The organism is Stutzerimonas azotifigens (genome assembly GCF_013522725.1).
Lineage (GTDB): Bacteria > Pseudomonadota > Gammaproteobacteria > Pseudomonadales > Pseudomonadaceae > Stutzerimonas > Stutzerimonas azotifigens_A.
Genome location: NZ_JAAMRF010000004.1, coordinates 1 through 20398, shown reverse-complemented (window position 1 = coordinate 20398; position 20398 = coordinate 1). Strand labels below are relative to the sequence as shown.

The following is a 20398-nucleotide window of genomic DNA, read 5'->3' as shown; positions in this document are numbered from 1 at the left end:
AAATTTTATGAAGCGTAAAACTCTTATCGGCAGCGCGTTAATGTTCAGTCTGCTGGGCGTAATGAATATATCAGCTGCGTTTGCAGAGCAAACGCATGATCAGCACAAGCAACCATCGGCTTCGTCGCAAAATTCAGGCAACAAGCCGGCATCTCAGACACAAGGCTCCTCTAACTCAGAAATGGACCACGGCGACATGGGTCATGGCTATGGTGAAATGGACCATGGCAAGATGGATCATGACCCGAAGGCTACTGGTACTGAGGTGGATTCGCACCATGACCACTAGATCTTCTCGCTTTGCTCTTATTGCGCTCGGAGTTTCGTTGAGCGCAGCGGCTGGACGGATAGCCAACGCCGCCGAGATGATGGATCACTCGATGCATCAAACCCCTCCTATTCCGGCAGCTCAAGCCCCTGCATCTTCTGCCAAGCCCGCGACAATGAATCATGGCTCCGGTGGGCAAATGGACCATTCTGCAATGGGTCATGGTGCGATGGACCATAGCAAGATGAACCATGGCCAAATGAAGCATGACGATACGCTCGAAATGCCCGGCATGGTTCATCCCTCGTTCATTCCAGTATTGACCGATGCGGATAGAGAAGCGGCTTTCCCTGGTCTTCAAGGTCATACGGTCCATGACAAGTATCTGGCCTGGTTCCTTCTGCTAGATCAACTTGAGTACCAGGACGCAAATGAAGGTAGCACCCTCAGTTGGGAAGCTACTGCCTGGGTTGGTGGCGATATCAATCGGTTCTGGTTTCGCTCGGAAGGTGAGCGAACGAATGGCGTTACTGAAGACGCGGAAATTCAGGCGCTTTACGGGCGTGCAATCAGTCCCTGGTGGGATGTAGTAGCAGGTGTTCGCCAGGACTTTAAGCCCGAGTCGCCGCAGACGTGGGCGGCTTTAGGCGTCCAGGGGATGGCTCTGTATGGGTTTGAGGCGGAAGCCACCGCCTTCGTCGGTGAAGGTGGGCAGACAGCAGCACGTTTTGAAGGCGAGTACGACATTCTCCTAACTAACCGGCTCATCCTCCAACCGACTGCCGAGCTCAATTTCTATGGCAAGGACGATCCTGCACGCGGAGTGGGCGCTGGTCTAGCAAATACAGAGGTGGGGCTCCGCCTCCGATACGAAATCGTTCGTGAGTTCGCACCGTACATCGGCGTCACGTGGAGCCGGGCATACGGTAATACCGCCGATATGGCGAGAGATGAAGGCGAAGACGTAGATGAGGCGCGGTTCGTTGCTGGCATCAGGCTTTGGTTTTAAGGACCCTAGATGAAAAGAATAATTATTAGCTTCGCTGCCTTCTGCGCACTAGGCCTGTTGGTGGTGGCCGGTGTTGTTTTCTCGGGACTAATAAACGTTGCCGCGGATGATCCTCATACGGGAGTCGTGCACGCATTCCTGGAAACTGCTCGCAATCGCTCGATTGAGGTTCGCTCCGAAGACATAGTCGTGCCATCTCTCGACGATGAAGACCAAATCCGCGCCGGGGCGGGGAACTACGACTCGATGTGTGTGGGTTGTCATTTGGCGCCAGGCATGGCTGAGACCGAGCTAAGCAATGGCCTTTATCCCGCTCCACCCAGCCTGGCTGAAGCGGGGCCATACGATGACCCAGCAAAAACATTTTGGGTCATCAAGCATGGCATTAAGGCCACTGGGATGCCCGCGTGGGGTAAAAGCATGGCTGACCCGTACATCTGGGGAATGGTGGCTTTTCTGCAGAAGCTTCCTGAGTTAGATGAAGGAGCGTATCGAGCACTCGTTGCGTCTAGCGGTGGTCACCAGCATGGTGGTGGGGAGACCCCAGCTGGGCATAGTGAGCAACACGGCGAGATGGCCTCGGGCGACCACCATCAGGGCGACAGTGGCGGCTCGGATCACCATGGCTCCAGCAGCACAGGTGGAGCATCCGGCCAATCAGGCTCCGGTCATCATGGTAATAACGAAAGCGATGACCATCATGCGTCCGAGGAGCCCCAGGCGGTTGAGCACAGCAATGGCAGTGACAGTGCCGATGCGGAAGGCAAATCCCCTTCAAAAAACCATGTGCACGCAGACGGGAAGCAACACGAGCACTAACATCCGGTATATGTGTGCCTATGCGGTTCTGATCGAGGCTCTAAGAAAGGCGGTTCAGCAAGCAGAGGATCGGCCCTAGGCCATCCTAGTCGACGCAACGGTACCGGAGGGCTTTGCAATTGCTTCCTTCCTAAAAGTTAGGCCGCAAGGCCAGTAACTTACCTAGTTAAGCGGCTTGCGCTCCGGCCGTTCCCCAACGAATGCTCCCAGTCGTGGCGACAGGGAGCTCCCTCATTTTCAACTCAATCATCTCGAACAGACTAGCGAAGCCGTACAGGCAATCTGACGGCCACATCGCCACCAACTGCGCCCGCAGATCCCCGGTGCGGTTGGACTTACCTTACAACATTGTAATGAGGTTTTTCGAAACGGGCTCGGTAGGAGCGTGTCGTAATTCAGTGTCTGCTAACAGGCTGATGAGCCATATCGGCCAGTAACCAAACGACGAAATACAACTATCGAACCCTGGAGAACGTAAATGACAAACTCAATGTTCGCATCCTGTATCCAAGCTTGTTCGAACTGTGCCCTAGTGTGCGAAATGTGCGCCTCTGCTTGCCTACGCGAGGATGATGTAAAAATGATGGCTCGCTGCATCGAGCTTGACCGCGACTGCGCGGACATTTGCAGGTTGGCTGCCACACTGATGAGCCGCGAAAGTGAATATGCTAAGAAGTTCTGCGCCCTTTGCGCCAAGATCTGCCGTGCATGCGGAGAGGAATGCGCGAAGCATGAAATGGATCATTGCCAAGAGTGTGCGAAGGCGTGCATGAACTGCGCTGAGGAATGTGAGCGTATGGCAGGATAACATCCGTAACTCACTGCTCTGGCACTACTAAATTGGGAGTGTCAGAGCCCCTCGAAGAATAAGAAAAGCCATGGTGCGCTTAATGTTCGCGCCTCCATGACATATCGAAAAAGTGCGTACGATACCCGCAACTGCCAAGAGCGAATCAATCCCTGTCCAGCAGCATTTCATTCCAAAGCGAAATACGATAGTTACGCGCTAGCAACTCTTACTTAGCCACCGATGATCGCCACCGTAACGGTCTATTCTCTTGCCACTGTCTCCCGATTGAGCGCTGAAAACTAATTGAGTGAATTAGCATGAAAGCTCCTGGCAAAAAGGCGGTCCAACAACAACCAAGCGGGCCATGCGACCTTATTTTGCTGGGAGAAAACGAAAATGGTTTTGCGAATATTCCCATCGCAGCGATTGGCTTTGCTGCTAGTACTGCTCGCCGTTCTGCAACTCAGTGGCTGCGCCGTTTCCCCGCGCCTGAAACCAAGCGACCAGCCAAGCGTTGCTCGCAAAACCTTTGTCATCACTGGTGCCTCCAGTGGCTTCGGCCGCGGCGTGGCGCTCAAGCTTGCCGCTCTGCAAGGCGACGTGGTGCTAGCGGCCCGCCGGACCGACGTGCTCGAAGAACTGGCCGCGCAGATACGCATGGCTGGAGGATCGGCACTGGTGGTGACCACCGACGTGAGCAACCCGAACGAGATGCAGGACTTGGCACGAGCCGCCATCGAGCGTTTCGGCAGGATCGACGTTTGGATTAACAACGCTGCGGTCGGAGCGCTGGGTCGTTTCGAGGACGTTCCCGTCGAGGACCATGCGCGGATCGTGGATGTCAATCTTAAGGGCATGATCTATGGCAGCCACGCAGCCATGCGCCAGTTCAGAGCTCAAGGCTTCGGCACGCTTGTCAACGTGGGCTCAGTCGAGAGCGAGATACCGCTGGCTTATCATGCCTCCTCCGCAGCGACCAAAGGTGGCGTCATAAATCTCGGCGCGGCAATCGCTGAGGAGATTCGCCTGAGCGGTAGCGAGACCATCAATGTCGCCACCGTCATGCCCTGGGCTGTGGACACACCGTTTCTGGGAATCAATTTGCCCTTTCTAGTTCATTGATCAGGGACTTCATTTCTGCGATTTCTCGGCGCTGAGCGTCGATGATTTCGTCAGCTAACTTGCGGACGCGAGGATCTGAAATCTGAGCTCGTTCACTTGTTAGGATTGCTATGGAATGGTGGGGGATCATGGCCTTCATGTAGTCCGTGTCGTCTACCGTCGCTTGCCCACGTACAAGCCATAGTGCAATGGTAAAAGCTACTGCACTTCCTGCCAATATCGCTAGGTTTACTGACTTACGCTTATACATGTTGAGCATGAATGCGAGCATGACTACTGCCATTACCGCGCCCATCACTAATGCCATCCAAGCGCGAGTCTCGCTCCAAAAAACATGCTCGAACGAGTAAGTATTTAAGTACATCACGCCATACATAATGATCGTAGACGTGGCTACCATCGCTGCAAAGCGCCAGTAAGACATTTGCATAGTTAGACCTCTTTAATGATTGCTGCTGGATCGGCGACTCAACGTGTTCGCGCAGCCCTGCTTAGAAGTGGCTTTCGAATGCTCTCCTAAAAACAGACAAGCCGAAGATGATGAGGTTTCGATTTTTTGAGAAGCTTACAAAAATGTAATCATCGACCGCTTTAAGACCGGCTTAAAGCGCTGCCAGCGCTGTACTACGCGTAATGTTCCCCTGAACTAATCAATCGCTAATAGCTTATAAGCAGACAATACCAACGTCGCGCTATGGACCACTGCGCGAAAGAGCGGGCCCACTAAGATGGCCTTCAAGCCTTGAGACCCGACTACTCGGCTTAGCAAGCCCAAAGAGTTATCGTGAGCAATAGAACACTCGGAGAGAACAATTCAGCACCCAGCATATGCCACGTTCTTGTCGAGTGTGACCGCAGGGTTAGTATTCGCACATTAGATGTGTGGCGGCTAAGACGGCTGGGTGTAGCTGGCTCCAAAACTGAGCGGCGAGGTTATTCTGTCCCAAGCCGCGCCTTTCGTGGCGCGCGGGACCTCACTCACTTTGAAACAACAGACCTTCGATTCGATCATGTTCTTCCGGTGTTGGCAGGGCAGATGAGTCAACATTGCCAATACTATTTGGCTGACCATTTTCTGGTGGGCCAACTTCAGGGTGGTAGGCGCCATCTGCGTCGAAAGCAACCCAGCCGTACAATTCTCGGATGACTTCGGAAGGATGGCCATCTTCCATTGCCACATACCAGTCCGCCAATCGGAAACGCTTACCGGCAAGCTTAGAAGTAGCCATTTCGGCTCGAACCAGCGCCAGATATAGCGGGTGCGGCAGTTCCTCTACGGCGCCGGTTTCGTCGAGCAAGAACGTGAACGAGGCGTGCGACCGTTGCTCTGTAGAACCGGCTCGCTCCTCTTCCTCGCCTAAGGTAAAAACGGGAGCAAAACCGCCCCCCTCTGTTCTGAAGTTGGTCGTCTGGCCTTGGTAGACCCTGGCAGCGTTCCACTGCACCTCGCCAGCATAAGCGTAAGCGCGCAGATCAAACTTCATCGATCGTACCTGAGGGTCGGCGACGATTCTACGCTCGCCAGGAGCTACAAGGGACTGGGCCACGTAGTTTCCGCCAACGATTTCTTCCCAAACGCGCTTGGTGAGCTTGTCTCCTCGGTATGCACCGCGACTACCATACCCGCTGACAGGCTTGAAAAAGAGGCTACGGCGGTTTTGCCACAGGTGCTCTGCATTACCATGCCCGACAGGAACGGTAAGCGGGACGTATTGGGCCAATACGGTTCGGATTTGCTGATCAACGCCAATCTCTTCCAAAAAACGTGCGTTGGTTAGGTCAACCAACCTGCGTTTGTCGGCGTAAAGGGCATAGGCCTGAGGGTGTGGCGTTACCGTCACGACATCAGCCAAATAAGCGCTGCGCAGCGCGCTGCAATTGTCGCCTTCCAGATAGAAATCGGTGAGTCGGTTGTAGACGAGATCCACAGGCTTTCCGTCGACCAAGAGGGACTCGTTGTGAAAGGCCAGATCGGCTGGGTCTGCGATTAGGCAGTCGATTCCTGCTGACTCGAATAACCGCTGAAAAAGAAGGAACTCCGGATACAGGTATTGGGCTTGTGGGCTTTCATCCAAGATCACCACGCGCGTGAGCGGACGTGGCTCGCCGCTCGTAGACCATTCCTGGGCGAACATATCCAGAATCGAACGCTCGAAGCCGCCGGGTCCTTCCTGACCTGGCGAAAGCCCGACTACGCCGCTGCAACAACTACGCTGCGCGCGGGCGAGCAATACGTTTAGCATCGCTCCGCCCGCATTTGTGTTTATTTCGATGAGCCCAAGCTTGTCATCATCCAGATGGAAGTCGTAGCCAAAGAAGACGCCGCGCGCGCCCCGAGGATCGTGTCGGGCAATAGGAGGTGCAGAATCCAGAGCATGCTCACGCCAACCGGGCGAGCTCACGGTCTGCTCGATGGCCTGAATAACCTCATTAACCTGGCGCAGCCGCAAGGATGAAACAAAGACCGGTCGTGCTGCAAACACATGAGGGCAACGTGACTTCAATAGCTCCGACAGCTCTGAATTCCCAAGCTGTTCGGTCAATGAGTTTACGAGCGCAGCTTGATCTAGGCTTACGCAGAAGCACGCTTCGTTGAGCGCTGCGGCTGTCGTACCGCATTTTCTCGATGAGGACGCTTGCACGGGAACCTCCAGAACCAAACATACAGCTTCGAAAGTCTCGGCCTCTTTCGGTTCAGCCTGGCGTTTCTATGAGCGTAGGTCAGGGTCGTTGCTGGCACTCTGCCATTAACTAGACATAAGCTTTGGAAGCGTCATTGTGAAAGTCGTATGCCCCTCAGCTGATTCGCAAGCGATGCGCCCTTTGTGCGCTTCGACTATCGAACGAGTGATAGCCATGCCGAGGCCCGCATTCATGGTGGTTCCTTCGCGCCTTGCGGTGTCGACCCTATAGAATCGATCAAACACTCGGGCCTGAAGCTCGGCTGGAATCGTTGTGCCTCGGTTGGATATGGCTGTGCAAACCGAGCCACCGCTCTCGCTTATTTCAACGCTGATGGTGCTGCCTTCCTCTGCATATCGAACTGCGTTAGAGACTATGTTTGAGACGGCCCGTCTCAGCATCGATTTATCGCCATGTACCGATCCATCGCCTGAAAGCGCGATTTCTACCTTTTTGTCCTCGGCTGCAAGCTCGTAATATTCGATAACGCTCGCGGTAATCTCAGCCATGCTGGCATCTTCGGCATTGGGCGTAATCTTCCCGTTGTCCGCCTTGGCGAGGAATAGCATGTCATCGACCATCTTTGACATGCGCCTAAGTTCTTCGAGGGCGGAATACAAAATGTCTTTGTAGTCGGTATTCTCGCGGTCGCGCAAGAGCGCGACCTCCATTTGGGTAAGCATGCTGTTCAGCGGCGTTCTTAGCTCATGCGCGATATCCGCTGAGAAACCTGACAATCTGAGAAAAGAGTCGTCCAAGCGCGAAAGCATTTCGTTGAAGTTGTCTACGAGTTCATGCAGCTCGCCTGGCACCGACTCGGTTGGAATTCTGGTATCTAAGCAGTGGGCGGTTACCGTAGAAGAAGTCTTGGACAGTTCGTCTATTGGTTTTAAGCCTTTCCTGATCAGAACAACACCTAACGCGCCACTCAGAAGTGCACTAACGACAAGCGTATAAGCAAACCACTGCTGAATCATATCGAAGAAGTGGATTCGGTGCGTTACATCCAAAGCCAAATAGATAACAGTGTCCTGCCCTTCTACCCACCGATTTACTTTTCTGGTAATTCCGCTGTACTGGTGGCCACCGAAACTTACCGTCCAGCGTTCCTCTTGGATGTCTGTGACAAGAGGTAGCAAGCTCTCAGACAGATTGTGATGGGAGTAAACCGTCTTACCGTCTACTACAACCGCAGTCGCGAAGCCAAAGGAGTGCTCAATAACGGCATCGATCCTTGAAGCGGTCTCAGGCCCGAATGCTGAGCTGTTGAGTAGCGTACGCTCTACTGCAGCGGCCTTTTCATTAAGCACTTGTGCATCTTTGCGTTCGAAATGGAGCTGACAAAAATAATTAAAGCTGATTGCGGCCGCCAGCAGCACAACCGTAACCACGAGCATGAAAGCTATCGCCATTCTGCTCGTCAGTGACACTTTTCCCATCAGTACGGTCCTGGTTAGGCCATCAAGCACAAAAAAGCAGGTGGGGCACCCCCCACCTGCTTCGATCATTGTTACTCACACCCTCATATCCTATGCTGCGTCTGGATTTTCGCCATTTTGCGAGTGGTCGGCTTTGGCGGCCCCCATCATCTCACGACACTCTTTCATCATTCCACGCATGTCACCCATCATTTCCATATGCTTGTCGCCGCTCATCATGCCGGTTTCTGAATGGCTTTGGTCCGCTTTATCTGCCGCTGCGAAACTCAGTCCGCTCGCCAAGGTGATTGCGATTGCTGTAACGGTGATGGCCTTTCGCATGTTAAATCTCTAAGTTCAGTGGGTTATTCGCTTTTGCTTAACAAGGTGTTTTCGCCAACGTTGGGCTCCTTGGGCTTGTCGCACTTACCGCTAGACATATGCTTCATGCATACGACCATCATCAACAAGCAGGGCAAGAGAAAGAGCAGGCTTGGCAGCGTTGTTGCCAACGCCGCAGTGCTTTGGTTCAGTAGCATGTAGCCAACCACAGCTGCGGTTAACCCCGTTACGACCGGATTGCGCTGCAGTACGCTTTTAATCTTGGATATTATGCTGCTCATCTAACTATCCCTCGGATATTAAGCTTGGCAGATTAGCCATTGTTCACGCCAACTGGGGTGCTCAGGAACTCTACCGTATGGATCTTCCCGTCGGGGGTCTTGACCTTCATCTCATACGTCTGGACTTGGGCACTAGTTCTATAGTTTTGAATCATTCGAGTCGTGCCGGTCGCCCCTGCAGGTGCGATGCTCAGCACTTGACCCTCTTTGACAAGCTCCTTAAGGGTGGGCTTTGCTCCTGCCGAGTCATTTAAGCGATTCAGCGTACGTTCGCTTCCGCCTTCGGCCATTGCAAGCGAGGAAGCAACGGTCAGAATAAAAGGAACGATTACTTTGGTTATGCGGTTCATGGTTTGCACCTCTTGGTTAGTTGATGCCTGTAGATTAAAGGCTTGCTACTTACAAGAAGCTGTTGCCAAGGTTACAAAGCGGTAATCGCTTCATTCTCGTGTTGGTACGACCGCCGCGCCTGCGGCGGTCGCTTTCTGCTCTTTACTGCTTTTCGATGCGCGTAATGGTGGAATCCATACCTTTCGAGGAGAACTCGAATTCGACCTGGTCCCCTTCTTTCAGCGTTTGGAGCTGATCAGGCTTTGCTTTGAAGCCCATCGTCATCGACGGCCAGCCCAACGCTTCGACCGGGCCGTGGGCAATGGTGACGGTTCCGCTCTCGGTGTTTACTTTCTTGACCGTACCTGTGGCTGTAGCGGTCTGTCCCGCCGACTTCTGGTCCATTGGCATGTTCATGCCTTTGTGATCCATCGGCATGCCGTCCATTGGCTCCTTGTCGGCGGCATAGGCGACTGGCACCAGGAAGAGTGAGGCAAGGGTGATGTGCTTAATGTTCATGGATGTTCTCCAGTGGGGTTGGTTGCTTGCTGGGTGGTAACTCGCAATTGCCGGCGGCGCATCAGCAGGTAAGCTGCCGGCAGAACGAACAGGGAGAGCAAAGGGGCGGTGATCATCCCGCCCACCATGGGCGCGGCGATGCGGCTCATGATTTCGCTGCCGGTTCCGCTACCCCAGAGGATGGGCAGCAGACCGGCGATAATCACTGCTACGGTCATGGCCTTGGGGCGCACCCGCTGCACAGCGCCTTCGCGGATTGCGTCGAGCAGTACGCCTTCGCCATGGGCTCCAGCGTTAACCCGATCTGTCCATGCGTTCTTCAAATACAGCAGCATAATGACGCCGAACTCAGCAGAAACGCCTGCCAGTGCGATGAAACCGATTCCTGTCGCTACGGATAGGTTGTACCCGAGCAAATAGAGGAACCAGACGCCACCGGTTAGGGCGAATGGCAGCGTGGCCATGATCAGCAACGCCTCCCCAAAGCGCCCAAACGTGAGGTAGAGCAAGACAAAAATGATGAGCAAGGTAGCCGGCACGACGAGCTTCAGCTTCGCGTTAGCTCGCTCCATGAATTCGAATTGGCCGGAATAGCTGATGCTCATGCCGGATTCGAGCTGGACCCCTTTGCTGATCTTTTCCCTCAGATCGCCCACCACAGCCGCCATGTCGCGGCCACGAACATCGACGTAAACCCAGCCCGACAGCCTTGCGTTTTCGCTTTTAAGCATGGGCGGTCCGTCTGTCACCTGTACTTTGGCCACGGTCCCCAACGTGATCTGGCTGCCTTGCGGCGTGTAGATCGGTAGGTTGCGCAGATCGGATATCGAGTCGCGCCACTCGCGGCCATAGCGGAGGTTGATCGGATACCTGGCGAGCCCTTCCACGGTTTCACCAATGGTTTGACCACCGATGGCACCGGCCACGATCGATTGCACGTCCGCGATATTCAGGCCGTAGCGTGCGGCGGCGACACGATCGATATCCACATCGATATACCTGCCGCCGGTCAGTCTCTCAGCAAGTGCCGAACTGACCCCAGGCACCGTTTTGGCGATTTTTTCCACTGCCTGGGTGGCTTTGTCGATCTGTGCCAAGTCAGTGCCATACACTTTCACCCCGATCGGGCTCTTGATACCCGTCGCCAGCATATCGATACGGTTTCGAATCGGCGGGATCCACAGATTGGCTAATCCAGGTACCTGTACGGTGCGATCCAACTCCTCAACCAGCTTGTCAGGCGTCATCCCAGGGCGCCATTGATCCTTCGGCTTGAACTGAATGGTCGTCTCGAACATTTCCAGCGGGGCGGGATCTGTAGCGGTGTCGGCTCGACCAGCCTTACCGAACACGTGTGCAACTTCTGGAACCGTTTTTATGAGCCGGTCCGTCTGCTGCAGTAGCTCAGAAGCCTTCTGAGCGGAGAGGCCTGGAAGCGCAGTGGGCATATAAAGGAGGTCACCTTCATCCAGCGGGGGCAAGAACTCCCCACCAAGGCGAGAGGCCGGCCACAAGCCTGTCAGGAAGACCAGAACAGCCACCAGCAGAGTCATCTTGGGCCAGCGCAGTACCGCGTCCAGGGCCGGCTTGTAGATCCAGATGAGGCCACGGTTGAGTGGATTACGGTGTTCGTCAGGGATTTTGCCCCTGATCCAATACCCCATGAGCACCGGAACCAGCGTGACAGACAGGCCCGCGGCGGCTGCCATTGCATAGGTTTTGGTGAACGCCAGTGGACCGAACAGCCGGCCTTCCTGCGCCTCCAGGGTGAACACTGGTATGAACGACAGCGTGATGATCAGCAGGCTGAAGAACAGTGCCGGCCCCACTTCAACAGCCGCGTCAGTAATGACCTTCCAGTGCTCCTGGCCCTTCAAGGTGGAGTCAGGATGCCGCTTGTGCCAGGCCTCAATGTGCTTGTGGGCGTTTTCGATCATGACGATTGCTGCATCGACCATCGCTCCGATGGCGATCGCGATGCCACCCAACGACATGATGTTGGCGTTGATGCCTTGCCGCTGCATGATCACAAAAGCAATCAGGATGCCGATCGGCAACGACACGATGGCGACCAACGACGAGCGCAGATGCCACAGAAAAATCGCGCAAACCAACGCAACGACAATGAACTCCTCGATGAGCTTGTGCGTGAGGTTTTCAACGGCACTGTCGATCAGCTTGCTACGGTCGTACGTCGTGACGATTTCGACGCCTTGGGGCAGGCTCGCTTTCAGCTCATCCAGTTTGGTCTGAACGGCAGCGATGGTTTCCCGAGCGTTCTTGCCGCTCCGCAGGATCACCACGCCGCCGACTACCTCACCTTCACCGTCAAGCTCGCTGATGCCCCGGCGCATTTCCGGGCCGAGCTGGATATGCGCAACGTCCCCTAGCGTCACAGGCACGCCGCCGTCGAGACGCAAAGGAATGGCTCGAAAGTCTTTGAGTGTCTTGAGATACCCGGTCGCACGGACCATGAACTCGGTTTCTGCGAGTTCCAGAACACTCCCGCCGGTTTCACGGTTGGCTTCATCGATCGCCTTTGCAATCTGCTGCTGCGTCACGCCCCTGCTTGCCATGCGCACGGGATCCAGTACGACCTGATACTGCTTGACCATCCCGCCTATGGGCGCGACTTCCGCCACGTTGGGCAGTGTCTTGAGCTCATAGCGCAGGAACCAATCTTGCAAAGAGCGCAGCTGCGAGAGGTCATGTTTGCCCGTTCGGTCTACCAAAGCATATTGGTAGATCCAGCCGACACCTGTGGCGTCAGGGCCCAAAGCGGGTTTGGCGGCGGCGGGAAGCCGACTCTGCACCTGACTCAGGTACTCCAGCACCCGAGAACGGGCCCAATAGAGGTCGGTGCCGTCCTCAAACAGGACGTACACGTAGCTATCCCCGAAGAAGGAGTAGCCGCGGACCGTCTTTGCGCCGGGGACAGACAGCATGGTCGTCGTCAGTGGGTAGGTGACCTGATTCTCAACGATCCGGGGCGCCTGCCCGGGGTATGGCGTGCGGATGATGACCTGAACGTCGGAAAGGTCTGGCAATGCATCAACAGCGGTGTTTTTGACCGACCAGACACCCCAAGCCACCGCGAACACAGTAGCCAGCAGGATCAGAAAGCGGTTGGCCACTGACCAGCGAATTATGGCTGCGATCATCGCTGGCCCCCCAGCTTCTCGATGTGCTCAATGACCAGGCCCTCTTCGCTTTCACGCGCGCCGACACGGACGTGATCGCCGGTCTGCAACTTTGTTAGGAGCGATTGATCTGCAACCGGAAAGGACATTGTCATCCCAGGCATGTTCAGCGTCTTGAACGGCCCATGCGACAGGCCAACCATGCCATCTTCCAGGCTGACGATCGTACCTTCAGCCTCGTGCAGCGCAGGTTCTGTAGAAGTTGCAGGCTCCTCCAAACCCTGAGCGGTCAGCCCGCGTAGGCTCGCCTCTGAATCCAGGAGAAACTGACCGGACGCCACGACCTTCTGACCGGCTTCCAGCCCTTCAAGCACCTCTGTCTGGTCATCGAATTCCCGGCCTGTGCGAACCTCAATCGGGCGGTAACGGCCTTGATCCTCGGCCAGCATCACCAATGCGCGCCGACCGGTGCGAATGACCGCCTCGGACGGGATGACCAAGACATCTTCGACGTTGCGACTCAACGTCACCTCGGCCGTCATGCCGGGACGAAGCCGTTGTTGCGGATTAGGCAGTTCAACCCGGACGCGCACAGTACGGCTATCCAAGTTGGCTTGTGGTAGTACGGCCTGGATCGTCCCTTCCAGAACTTCACCTGCAAAGGCCGGGAGGCGCGCGTTGACCAGCTGCCCAGGCGCCACATTTGCAACCTGCGCCTCAGGCACCGCAACCTCTAACCATACCTTTTCCAGCCCATTAACACGTGCCAGAGACGCACCAGTGGATACGGTCATGCCCTCGCGAACGTCGAGGCTGTTCAGCACGCCGCCTATTGGACTCCTCACTGTCCAAACAGGGCGCGCTTTACCAGTTCGTTCTAGCTGCACTATGACTTCTGGCGGCATGCCAGCAAGGCGCAACCGCTGGCGAGCCGCTGCGAGCAGCTGGGGTTCGCCAATCCCTTTGAGCGCCAGGTACTCTTCCTGTGCGGCAACCCATTCGGGAACCAGCAGATCGGCTAACGGCGCGCCTTTTTCGATGACATCCTCCGGTGCTCGGTCGTAAACGCGCTCGACAAAGCCACCGGCACGCGCCTGCACAACCGCCACGTCTCGCTCGTCGAACATCAATGCGCCTGTCGCTTCGAGCGACTGGCTGATCGATTCACGCGTTACGGTTGCAAAGCGCACGCCGAGATTCTGCGTCACGCTCGGGTCGATACTGATCGATGCCCCGTCGCTTCCCTCATCTGCATAGCGTGGAATCAATTCCATATCCATGAATGGCGACTTGCCCGGCTTATCGAACTTTTGCTGGGGGACCATAGGGTCATACCAATAGAGCACTTCCTTGTCTTCTTCTGCAGGCGATTGTCCGAAGGCTGCGGTAGGCAGACCGATTAGCGCTGCAGCGCTAATCATCAGAGGCAGACTGAAGGCGAGTACCAGCCGCTTGTGTTGGAATGTCATGGTCGGGTATCTCCAAAGGCGAAATGCAGGCGGGCATTGCTCAACGATCGATCGCGGGCGACGTCAATACGCCGTAGCCGGGTCTCCACAAGCTGTCGTCGCGCTTCGATCACAGCGGTCAGCTCACCGCTTCCGGAGCGGTAATCGGCCATGGCAAGGCGGACCTTCTCTTCAGCGAGGGGTAGTAAGGTTTTGTCGAGGCGGATGAGTGCGCGGTCCAGACGCTGATACTCAGCGAGGTCAGTACTCAGCTCTTGGTTGTACAGGCGCAAGGTCGCTTGGCGCTGAGCCTCGATCTGGGCAAGGCGAGCTCGTTCGGCCGCGATCTTCGGATCCTGCCGAGAGCTGGTAAACAGCGGCAGGTCGAAGCTGACGCTGAGGTTCACCATGTCGCCGTACTCACGGCCACGTCGCAGGTAGTCGATCCCCCAACTCCAATCCGGTGTTTTCTCTGCGATGGCCTGGTGAACCTTTGCCTCCGCTTCACGAGTCATCGGGTCGAAGGCGAGTAACGCCGGGTGCCGGTTCAGGTTGTGCTGATAGTTATCAACGGCGGCAAGCCATTGCGGCCAGTCACCTGTAAGCGGCTGGCCTGCTAGCTCGCCTATCCAGCGCCGGAGGCCGGCCCGCGCAACAGCCTGGTTACGCAGCAGCTCATCCTCTTGTTCAGCCAGCAATGCTGCCTCTTGCCTCGGAAGTACGCTGTCTGCGGTTTGTCCGCTGCCGCCAGCAATGCGGGCCTGAACAGCCCGCGAAAGGAGCTGATTCTCGCTGTAAAGCTGCTTGAAAAGGCTTAGCTTCTGCTCGACCGCGAAGCTAGCGATCCATGCCTCGGCGGTTGCTTGGCGCACACCGAGACGTTCAACCGTTTGCTGGGCGTTTGCGAGCGCAACACTAGCCTGCGCGGCCTCGACACGAGCGCGCCTTTTCGCTCGGTTTGGCACATCTTGCATGACCCCAACCATTTGCATGGTCATGGCCTCTTGCTCCAACTGCCAGCGAGCGTCACCTTCGATGGGCACGCTTTGCAGTCCAAGCTTAAGTTTAGGGTCAGGAAGCTCGCCGGCAGGGATTGCAGCGCTGCGTGCGGCCACCAGGTTGGCGGCTTGCGCATGCAGCGAAGGCGCGTCTTGCTCGGCCACGCTCAGAGCTTGTTCTAAGGTCAAAGCGGACGCTAACCCTGGAAACGAGAGCGCGCCCATGATCAAGGCGGCCACGTACGGCGGCGCCCAATAAATACGGGGTTTCATTTGCGAAGGATTCCTGATCTTTCATGCGAGCCAAAGGCGCGCAGTAGCCGGCCCGAATGCTCACTCGGGCGGTTCCTATAATTTGATCGGAATTAGACGCGGGGTGGACGCCAGACGGCGTCTAAAAGGCTAGAGGGGATCAGGCCGTTATAGGGAGTGGTCACGGGTTTAGCAGCAGGCATCAGCTGGGCTTTTATTGAGACAAGCTGAAGGATACTTGCAGTTTTGCATTCTTGGCCCGTCTTGCAGACGGTCGCCGTTCCATGCTCATTCGCTTCACAGCACTCGTGTTCAGCACCGTCATCGGCGCCAACCATCGAAGCGTGGTCGGTCGTCATGGCGCCCACACCTTCCATATCGGACATCATGTGATGCCCGGACGATCCAACCGTCATGAGCATTTCCGCTATCCCATTGATCTGAAGCGCAAGCACTAGCAGCAGGATAAGGAAGGAGCGCATGTAGGACGTCATATTTCCAGCTTACGGGGCAATTCATGAGCAATCAATGAGGCAATCGGTCGCTTCGCAACCGAAGCCTAAGCCTAAGCCTAAGCCGACAGGCTTCAAACTACACGCGTTTGACGGAGCCGGAGTGCGTTGAACACAACCGATGCTGAGCTGAGGCTCATGGCCAGGGCAGCAATCATCGGAGACAGCAACAGTCCGAAGAACGGATAGAGCAGACCTGCGGCAATCGGGATGCTCAACCCGTTGTACATAAAGGCAAACAGAAGGTTCTGACGCATATTGCGAACCGTCGCCACCGAAAGCGTGCGCGCGCGCAGTATCCCCATCAGGTCACCTTTAACGAGCGTAACTTGGGCGCTGTTCATGGCGACGTCAGTGCCCGTGCCCATCGCTATGCCGACATCAGCCCTGGCGAGCGCCGGCGCATCATTTATTCCGTCGCCTGCCATGGCGACTACTTTACCTAGGGCTTGTAGCTTAACCACCAGCGCCTCCTTGTCCTGCGGCTTCACTTCGCCATGCACCTCATCGAGCGATAGCTCACGAGCCACCGCGCGGGCAGTGGTAAGCCCGTCGCCGGTGGCCATGATGACTTGCACGCCCTCCGCTTGGAGCCGCGCTACAGCTTCCTTGGAAGTCGGTTTGATTGGGTCCGATACGGCCAGCAAGCCGGCAAGTGCCCCATCAACAGCCAGGTACACAATGCTGGTACCGCTCTCGCGCATTTTTTCTGCCTGATATTTCAACGGCTCGACGCTCACACCCGCATCTTCCATAAGCGCGGTGTTGCCTAGCTGTAGCTGCTTGCCTTCCACCAGACCACGGACTCCGATCCCTGACCCTGACTCGAAGGTCTCTGGCTTCGCCAGCTGGAGACCTTCGCTTCTGGCATGGTCTACGATCGCGTGGGCTAGGGGATGCTCACTACCTTGATCCAAGCTGGCAGACAAACGGATGACTTCCTGCGAGTCAAACGGCGTGACGCCTATGGCCCGATCGAAGACAGGTCGGCCCTCGGTCAAGGTTCCTGTTTTATCGACAATCAGCGTGTCTACCTTACGGACATTTTCGATGGCGCCTGCGTCTCTGAAAAGCACTCCACTTCCAGCCGCTTTGCCTGTGGCAACCATGATCGACATAGGCGTTGCCAGGCCAAGTGCGCAAGGGCAAGCAATGATCAAAACCGCAACTGCATTGATCAGGCCGAATACCCAGCCCTGGTCAGGCCCGAACAGGCCCCATGCAAAGAATGTCAGCAAGGCGATACCGATGACCGTCAGCACGAAATAACCTGCAACCGTGTCTGCCATTCGCTGCATGGGTGCTTTGGAGCGTTGTGCATTCGCAACCATCTGGACGATTTGTGAAAGCATAGTCCCGGAGCCAACCCTGGTGGCTCGCATGACAAGCGAGCCGCTCGTGTTCATCGTCGCGCCGATAAGCGAATCGCCTGTCCGCTTCGTCACCGGAACCGGCTCGCCCGTTAGCATGGATTCATCGACGGCGCTCTCGCCCTCCAATACCTCTCCATCAACGGGTACCTTTTCACCAGGACGAACGCGCAGATGGTCGCCCTCATGAACATGTGTGAGCGGGATGTCCTCCTCTGAACCATCTTTGGCGATACGGCGAGCGGTTTTAGGTGATAAGCCAAGCAGGGACTTAATTGCCGAGGACGTCTGCGAGCGGGCCTTCAATTCCAGCAACTGGCCCAGCAGAGTCAATGAAATGATCACCGCGGCGGCTTCGTAATAAACGCCTATCCGGCCGCCTACTGTGAATGACTCTGGAAACATGCTCGGTAAGAGGGTTGCTACGACGCTGTAAATATAGGCAGCCCCCGTGCCAAGCCCGATCAAGGTCCACATGTTTGGGCTGCGATGTTTGACCGAGGCGAGACCGCGCGCGAAAAATGGCCAGCCTGCCCACAAGACAACCGGGGTCGTGAGGGCCAGTTCAACCCAGTTCTGGCTAGCCCCGTGAAACAGCGGTATCGCATGTCCCGCCATTGCCAACAGGGTTACTGCTACGGTCAGGGGCAGAGACCACCAGAATCGCTTCGAGAAGTCCTTGAGTTCGGGATTCTCCTCCTCGTCGAGTTCAGGGATCAGAGGTTCCAATGACATCCCACAGATAGGGCAATCACCTGGACCCATTTGGCGGATCTCAGGGTGCATCGGGCAGGTGTACTCTGTCGTTGCATCACCGGCGGGTGGTTTCTGTGCGGGTGGGGTAGATGCCCGAGAGGAGGTTCCATGAGCCTGCGGTGCAGCGAGATATCGAGCAGGGTCGGAACGAAACTTGGTCTGGCAACCCTGGCTGCAGAAGCGGTAAGTGCTTCCCTGATAATGCTCTTGATGCTCGCTATCCTCTTCCACCTTCATCCCGCAGACGGGGTCTGTGAGTGCTGCAGTACCTTTCGTTTGGTCGGGCTGGTGATGGCACTGCTGAGAGGACATACGGGGCACCTTATGGATTGGTTAGCGACGAACTTGGCCTATTGCAGGGACATTTGCGGTTTTTCAATGCTTGCAGCGTCTGACAGCCAATATATGCAAAGCGTCCTGACCAAAGGCTGAAGTAACCATTACATTTCTGTCAGGTTCTCTGGTATGTCAGGTCGTATGTATGTTGAAGCGAGCTGCTGGAAAAGTAGCTCGCGCAGATACCGCCTGCTGGCCTAGCCTATGCCTCCATTGTTCGATGCTCGGCCGCTTCATTTTGATGAATACCGAACCGTGCAAAAGCCTAAGCGCAGGTACTCTGCTTTTGAATACGCCTTTGGCAGAGTGGGATACGCCGTACGCTCTAATGAAGCCATAGGAACTCCTTTTCTGAGGAGTCAGAAAAGATAGTCCACGATCAGAGGCTGTGCGGTCGATTTGGTAAATTCTCTTGGCATCAACACGTTACGTGCGAAGTGAGTGAATTTTACTTATATCTCGGCATGACCCCTTACTCGGATCGCCCAGATATCTCTCAGTCGGAGCGGGATTTTCTGCCCGACCAATTTCCCTTTGTTCCAGGGCTGACGGCTCCAGGTAGCGATGATGTTCATGGCAAGTCCTCCACGTGTGGGAGGACAAGGATGGCTAGCCAGAGCAATGGTCGCTAACCGGCCAGAAGCTGACGTTCAAATTCGTCTAATAATTGCGTGTCAGTCATTACCGCCGGGCTGCGCCGGCAGATGGTTTGCGTGGCTAGGTGTTGTCAGGTAGGTTCGATCGAATCAGTGGGTCGAATAACAAGGGCAGCTATGGACTTCGCTAAGGCTTACAAGCAGTGCAGAAAATCGATGGCGCTGGGGCGAGGAATAAAAGCAGTAGAAGCTTGCTTACATCGAGGGAAGCATGAGTTTGATAGTTTGCAGGAAGCGAAGCTGAGCTGTTTTCGGGATATTCGCGGATATAAAATTGTTTCATCTGGTGAGTGTGCATTTTTTCCAAGAGATCTTTCGGAAATCAAAGTGGGCTCTGGGCTAGCTTGGTACAGAGATACGTTTGCGACTACTGAGATAGTACTCCCCCCATATCATAGCTTTGGATTTCTATCTGAATACGGCGGAAAAATCTCGAAAAGCAACAGTGAAGAGGAAAGGTACGCTCACGCGAATAATATGCTGTTGGAAATGTACACGCCCCCACGAATGGCCGACCTGATTTGTGGGGCATGGTCTCAGCGCATCACTTTTGCTCAGTATCAAGAACAGCTGATTGAGGCTGTAAAGGCATACTGTCTGGGTCTGTACGGCGTGGCAATTGTTGGAATTCTGCCTTGCATAGAAGGGTTCCTAAGAGAGCTTGGAAAGCACGTCTCTCTTCCAGTTAAGGATGCCGTGAATATAGAGACGCTTCTAAAGGTTTTTCATCGAATAAAGCAAGGTGAGTTGAAACGACTGGTCGCAGGTTATGATTGGTATCCAGACAAGGAATTAACGATAAACTATTTAAGTCGATATCATGAGCGAGTGCAGATGCTGGAGAGCATGGAAATGTACTTCCGTGGGTGTTTTTACGGTCATACAGAGTCGTTACCATCGCACTTTGTTTTAAATCGGCATGGGATTGCGCATGGATTCTTTAAAGGCTACGCAACACCGAGTAATTTCTTGCGGCTTTTTAATTTAATTAGCTTATTGTCGTTTGCAGCCATTCTTGTCGAAGGGCGCGGTAGCATGTTACAGCCGGGAGTTACCACTGATTCCGAAGCATTGGCATTGAATTTTACTAAATGCCTATTATCCCGACGATACGTTCAGCCGAATGCTCAATCGATTCTTCCATCCCCTATTATTTTGGGCTAGCCCTATACTCCACGGCACGCCCGCCGGCCGCGCATCGGGCAAGGATTCGGCCGGGCAAGGCGACGTCTCCCCGTCTTCAGTAGCAGCTGGCTTTAGAGTCCTGGGTCAATGTAACGGCTTTCGAGGCCAGTTGCTCGGCATAGGCCGATGGGGTTAACCCACCAAGCCCTTTCTTCGGTCTCTCTT

General features: G+C 55.3%; 18 protein-coding genes and 1 pseudogene. 6 read left to right on the top strand and 13 right to left on the bottom strand.

The window, feature by feature from the left end; all coding sequences use genetic code 11:
* The first annotated feature begins 7 nt into the window (after positions 1 to 7).
* From G7026_RS08725 to G7026_RS08705, 5 genes are all read left to right on the top strand, one after another.
* Positions 8 to 289, top strand: a complete 282-nt coding sequence (locus tag G7026_RS08725) for a hypothetical protein (RefSeq protein ID WP_174236879.1) — start codon at positions 8 to 10, stop codon at positions 287 to 289.
* Positions 279 to 1277: a copper resistance protein B gene (locus G7026_RS08720; RefSeq protein WP_158187311.1), complete on the top strand. Its 999-nt coding sequence runs from the start codon at positions 279 to 281 to the stop codon at positions 1275 to 1277. Before G7026_RS08725 ends, G7026_RS08720 begins: the two co-directional genes overlap by 11 nt.
* Positions 1278 to 1286: 9 nt before the next feature.
* Positions 1287 to 2096: a c-type cytochrome gene (locus G7026_RS08715; RefSeq protein ID WP_003292639.1), complete on the top strand. Its 810-nt coding sequence runs from the start codon at positions 1287 to 1289 to the stop codon at positions 2094 to 2096.
* A gap of 478 nt (positions 2097 to 2574) precedes the next feature.
* Positions 2575 to 2904 (top strand): four-helix bundle copper-binding protein, encoded by a 330-nt coding sequence (locus G7026_RS08710; RefSeq protein WP_015275568.1) that lies wholly within the window; start codon positions 2575 to 2577, stop codon positions 2902 to 2904.
* Between the two features lie 414 nt (positions 2905 to 3318).
* Entirely contained in the window at positions 3319 to 4008 is a 690-nt protein-coding gene (locus tag G7026_RS08705) for an SDR family NAD(P)-dependent oxidoreductase (protein ID WP_231600321.1), read from the top strand.
* Here G7026_RS08705 and G7026_RS08700 read toward each other — a convergent pair.
* From G7026_RS08700 to G7026_RS08640, 13 genes and pseudogenes are all read right to left on the bottom strand, one after another.
* Positions 3983 to 4438, bottom strand: coding sequence for a DUF305 domain-containing protein (locus tag G7026_RS08700; protein WP_003292642.1), 456 nt, complete (start codon positions 4436 to 4438; stop codon positions 3983 to 3985). The genes G7026_RS08705 and G7026_RS08700 overlap by 26 nt on opposite strands.
* 544 nt (positions 4439 to 4982) lie before the next feature.
* Positions 4983 to 6551, bottom strand: a complete 1569-nt coding sequence (locus tag G7026_RS08695) for a hypothetical protein (protein ID WP_233270224.1) — start codon at positions 6549 to 6551, stop codon at positions 4983 to 4985.
* A 204-nt stretch (positions 6552 to 6755) separates the two neighbouring features.
* Positions 6756 to 8129: a heavy metal sensor histidine kinase gene (locus G7026_RS08690; RefSeq protein WP_003292645.1), complete on the bottom strand. Its 1374-nt coding sequence runs from the start codon at positions 8127 to 8129 to the stop codon at positions 6756 to 6758.
* Positions 8130 to 8219: 90 nt separating this feature from the next.
* On the bottom strand, positions 8220 to 8450 hold the full coding sequence (locus G7026_RS08685; protein ID WP_003292646.1) for a hypothetical protein: 231 nt from the start codon (positions 8448 to 8450) through the stop codon (positions 8220 to 8222).
* Positions 8451 to 8473: 23 nt separating this feature from the next.
* Positions 8474 to 8731 (bottom strand): DUF2933 domain-containing protein, encoded by a 258-nt coding sequence (locus tag G7026_RS08680; protein WP_003292647.1) that lies wholly within the window; start codon positions 8729 to 8731, stop codon positions 8474 to 8476.
* 32 nt (positions 8732 to 8763) lie between these two features.
* Positions 8764 to 9081 (bottom strand): co-regulatory protein PtrA N-terminal domain-containing protein, encoded by a 318-nt coding sequence (locus tag G7026_RS08675; RefSeq protein ID WP_003292648.1) that lies wholly within the window; start codon positions 9079 to 9081, stop codon positions 8764 to 8766.
* Positions 9082 to 9223: 142 nt separating this feature from the next.
* Positions 9224 to 9580, bottom strand: coding sequence for a copper-binding protein (locus G7026_RS08670; protein ID WP_003298789.1), 357 nt, complete (start codon positions 9578 to 9580; stop codon positions 9224 to 9226).
* On the bottom strand, positions 9577 to 12741 hold the full coding sequence (locus tag G7026_RS08665; protein WP_003292650.1) for an efflux RND transporter permease subunit: 3165 nt from the start codon (positions 12739 to 12741) through the stop codon (positions 9577 to 9579). The genes G7026_RS08670 and G7026_RS08665 overlap by 4 nt, the downstream gene beginning before the upstream one ends.
* Entirely contained in the window at positions 12738 to 14189 is a 1452-nt protein-coding gene (locus tag G7026_RS08660) for an efflux RND transporter periplasmic adaptor subunit (protein WP_015275570.1), read from the bottom strand. The genes G7026_RS08665 and G7026_RS08660 overlap by 4 nt, the downstream gene beginning before the upstream one ends.
* On the bottom strand, positions 14186 to 15439 hold the full coding sequence (locus G7026_RS08655; protein WP_003292652.1) for a TolC family protein: 1254 nt from the start codon (positions 15437 to 15439) through the stop codon (positions 14186 to 14188). The genes G7026_RS08660 and G7026_RS08655 overlap by 4 nt, the downstream gene beginning before the upstream one ends.
* 92 nt (positions 15440 to 15531) lie before the next feature.
* Positions 15532 to 15912 carry a hypothetical protein gene (locus tag G7026_RS08650; RefSeq protein ID WP_003292653.1) on the bottom strand — a complete coding sequence of 127 codons (381 nt, stop codon included), beginning with the start codon at positions 15910 to 15912 and terminating at the stop codon, positions 15532 to 15534.
* A gap of 92 nt (positions 15913 to 16004) precedes the next feature.
* Positions 16005 to 18368, bottom strand: coding sequence for a heavy metal translocating P-type ATPase (locus G7026_RS08645; protein ID WP_015275571.1), 2364 nt, complete (start codon positions 18366 to 18368; stop codon positions 16005 to 16007).
* 494 nt (positions 18369 to 18862) lie between these two features.
* Positions 18863 to 18967: pseudogene (locus G7026_RS08640) on the bottom strand (integrase); the annotation flags it as partial.
* A 198-nt stretch (positions 18968 to 19165) separates the two neighbouring features.
* Here G7026_RS08640 and G7026_RS08635 point away from each other — a divergent pair.
* Positions 19166 to 20212, top strand: a complete 1047-nt coding sequence (locus G7026_RS08635) for a hypothetical protein (RefSeq protein WP_015275572.1) — start codon at positions 19166 to 19168, stop codon at positions 20210 to 20212.
* Positions 20213 to 20398 lie beyond the last annotated feature (186 nt).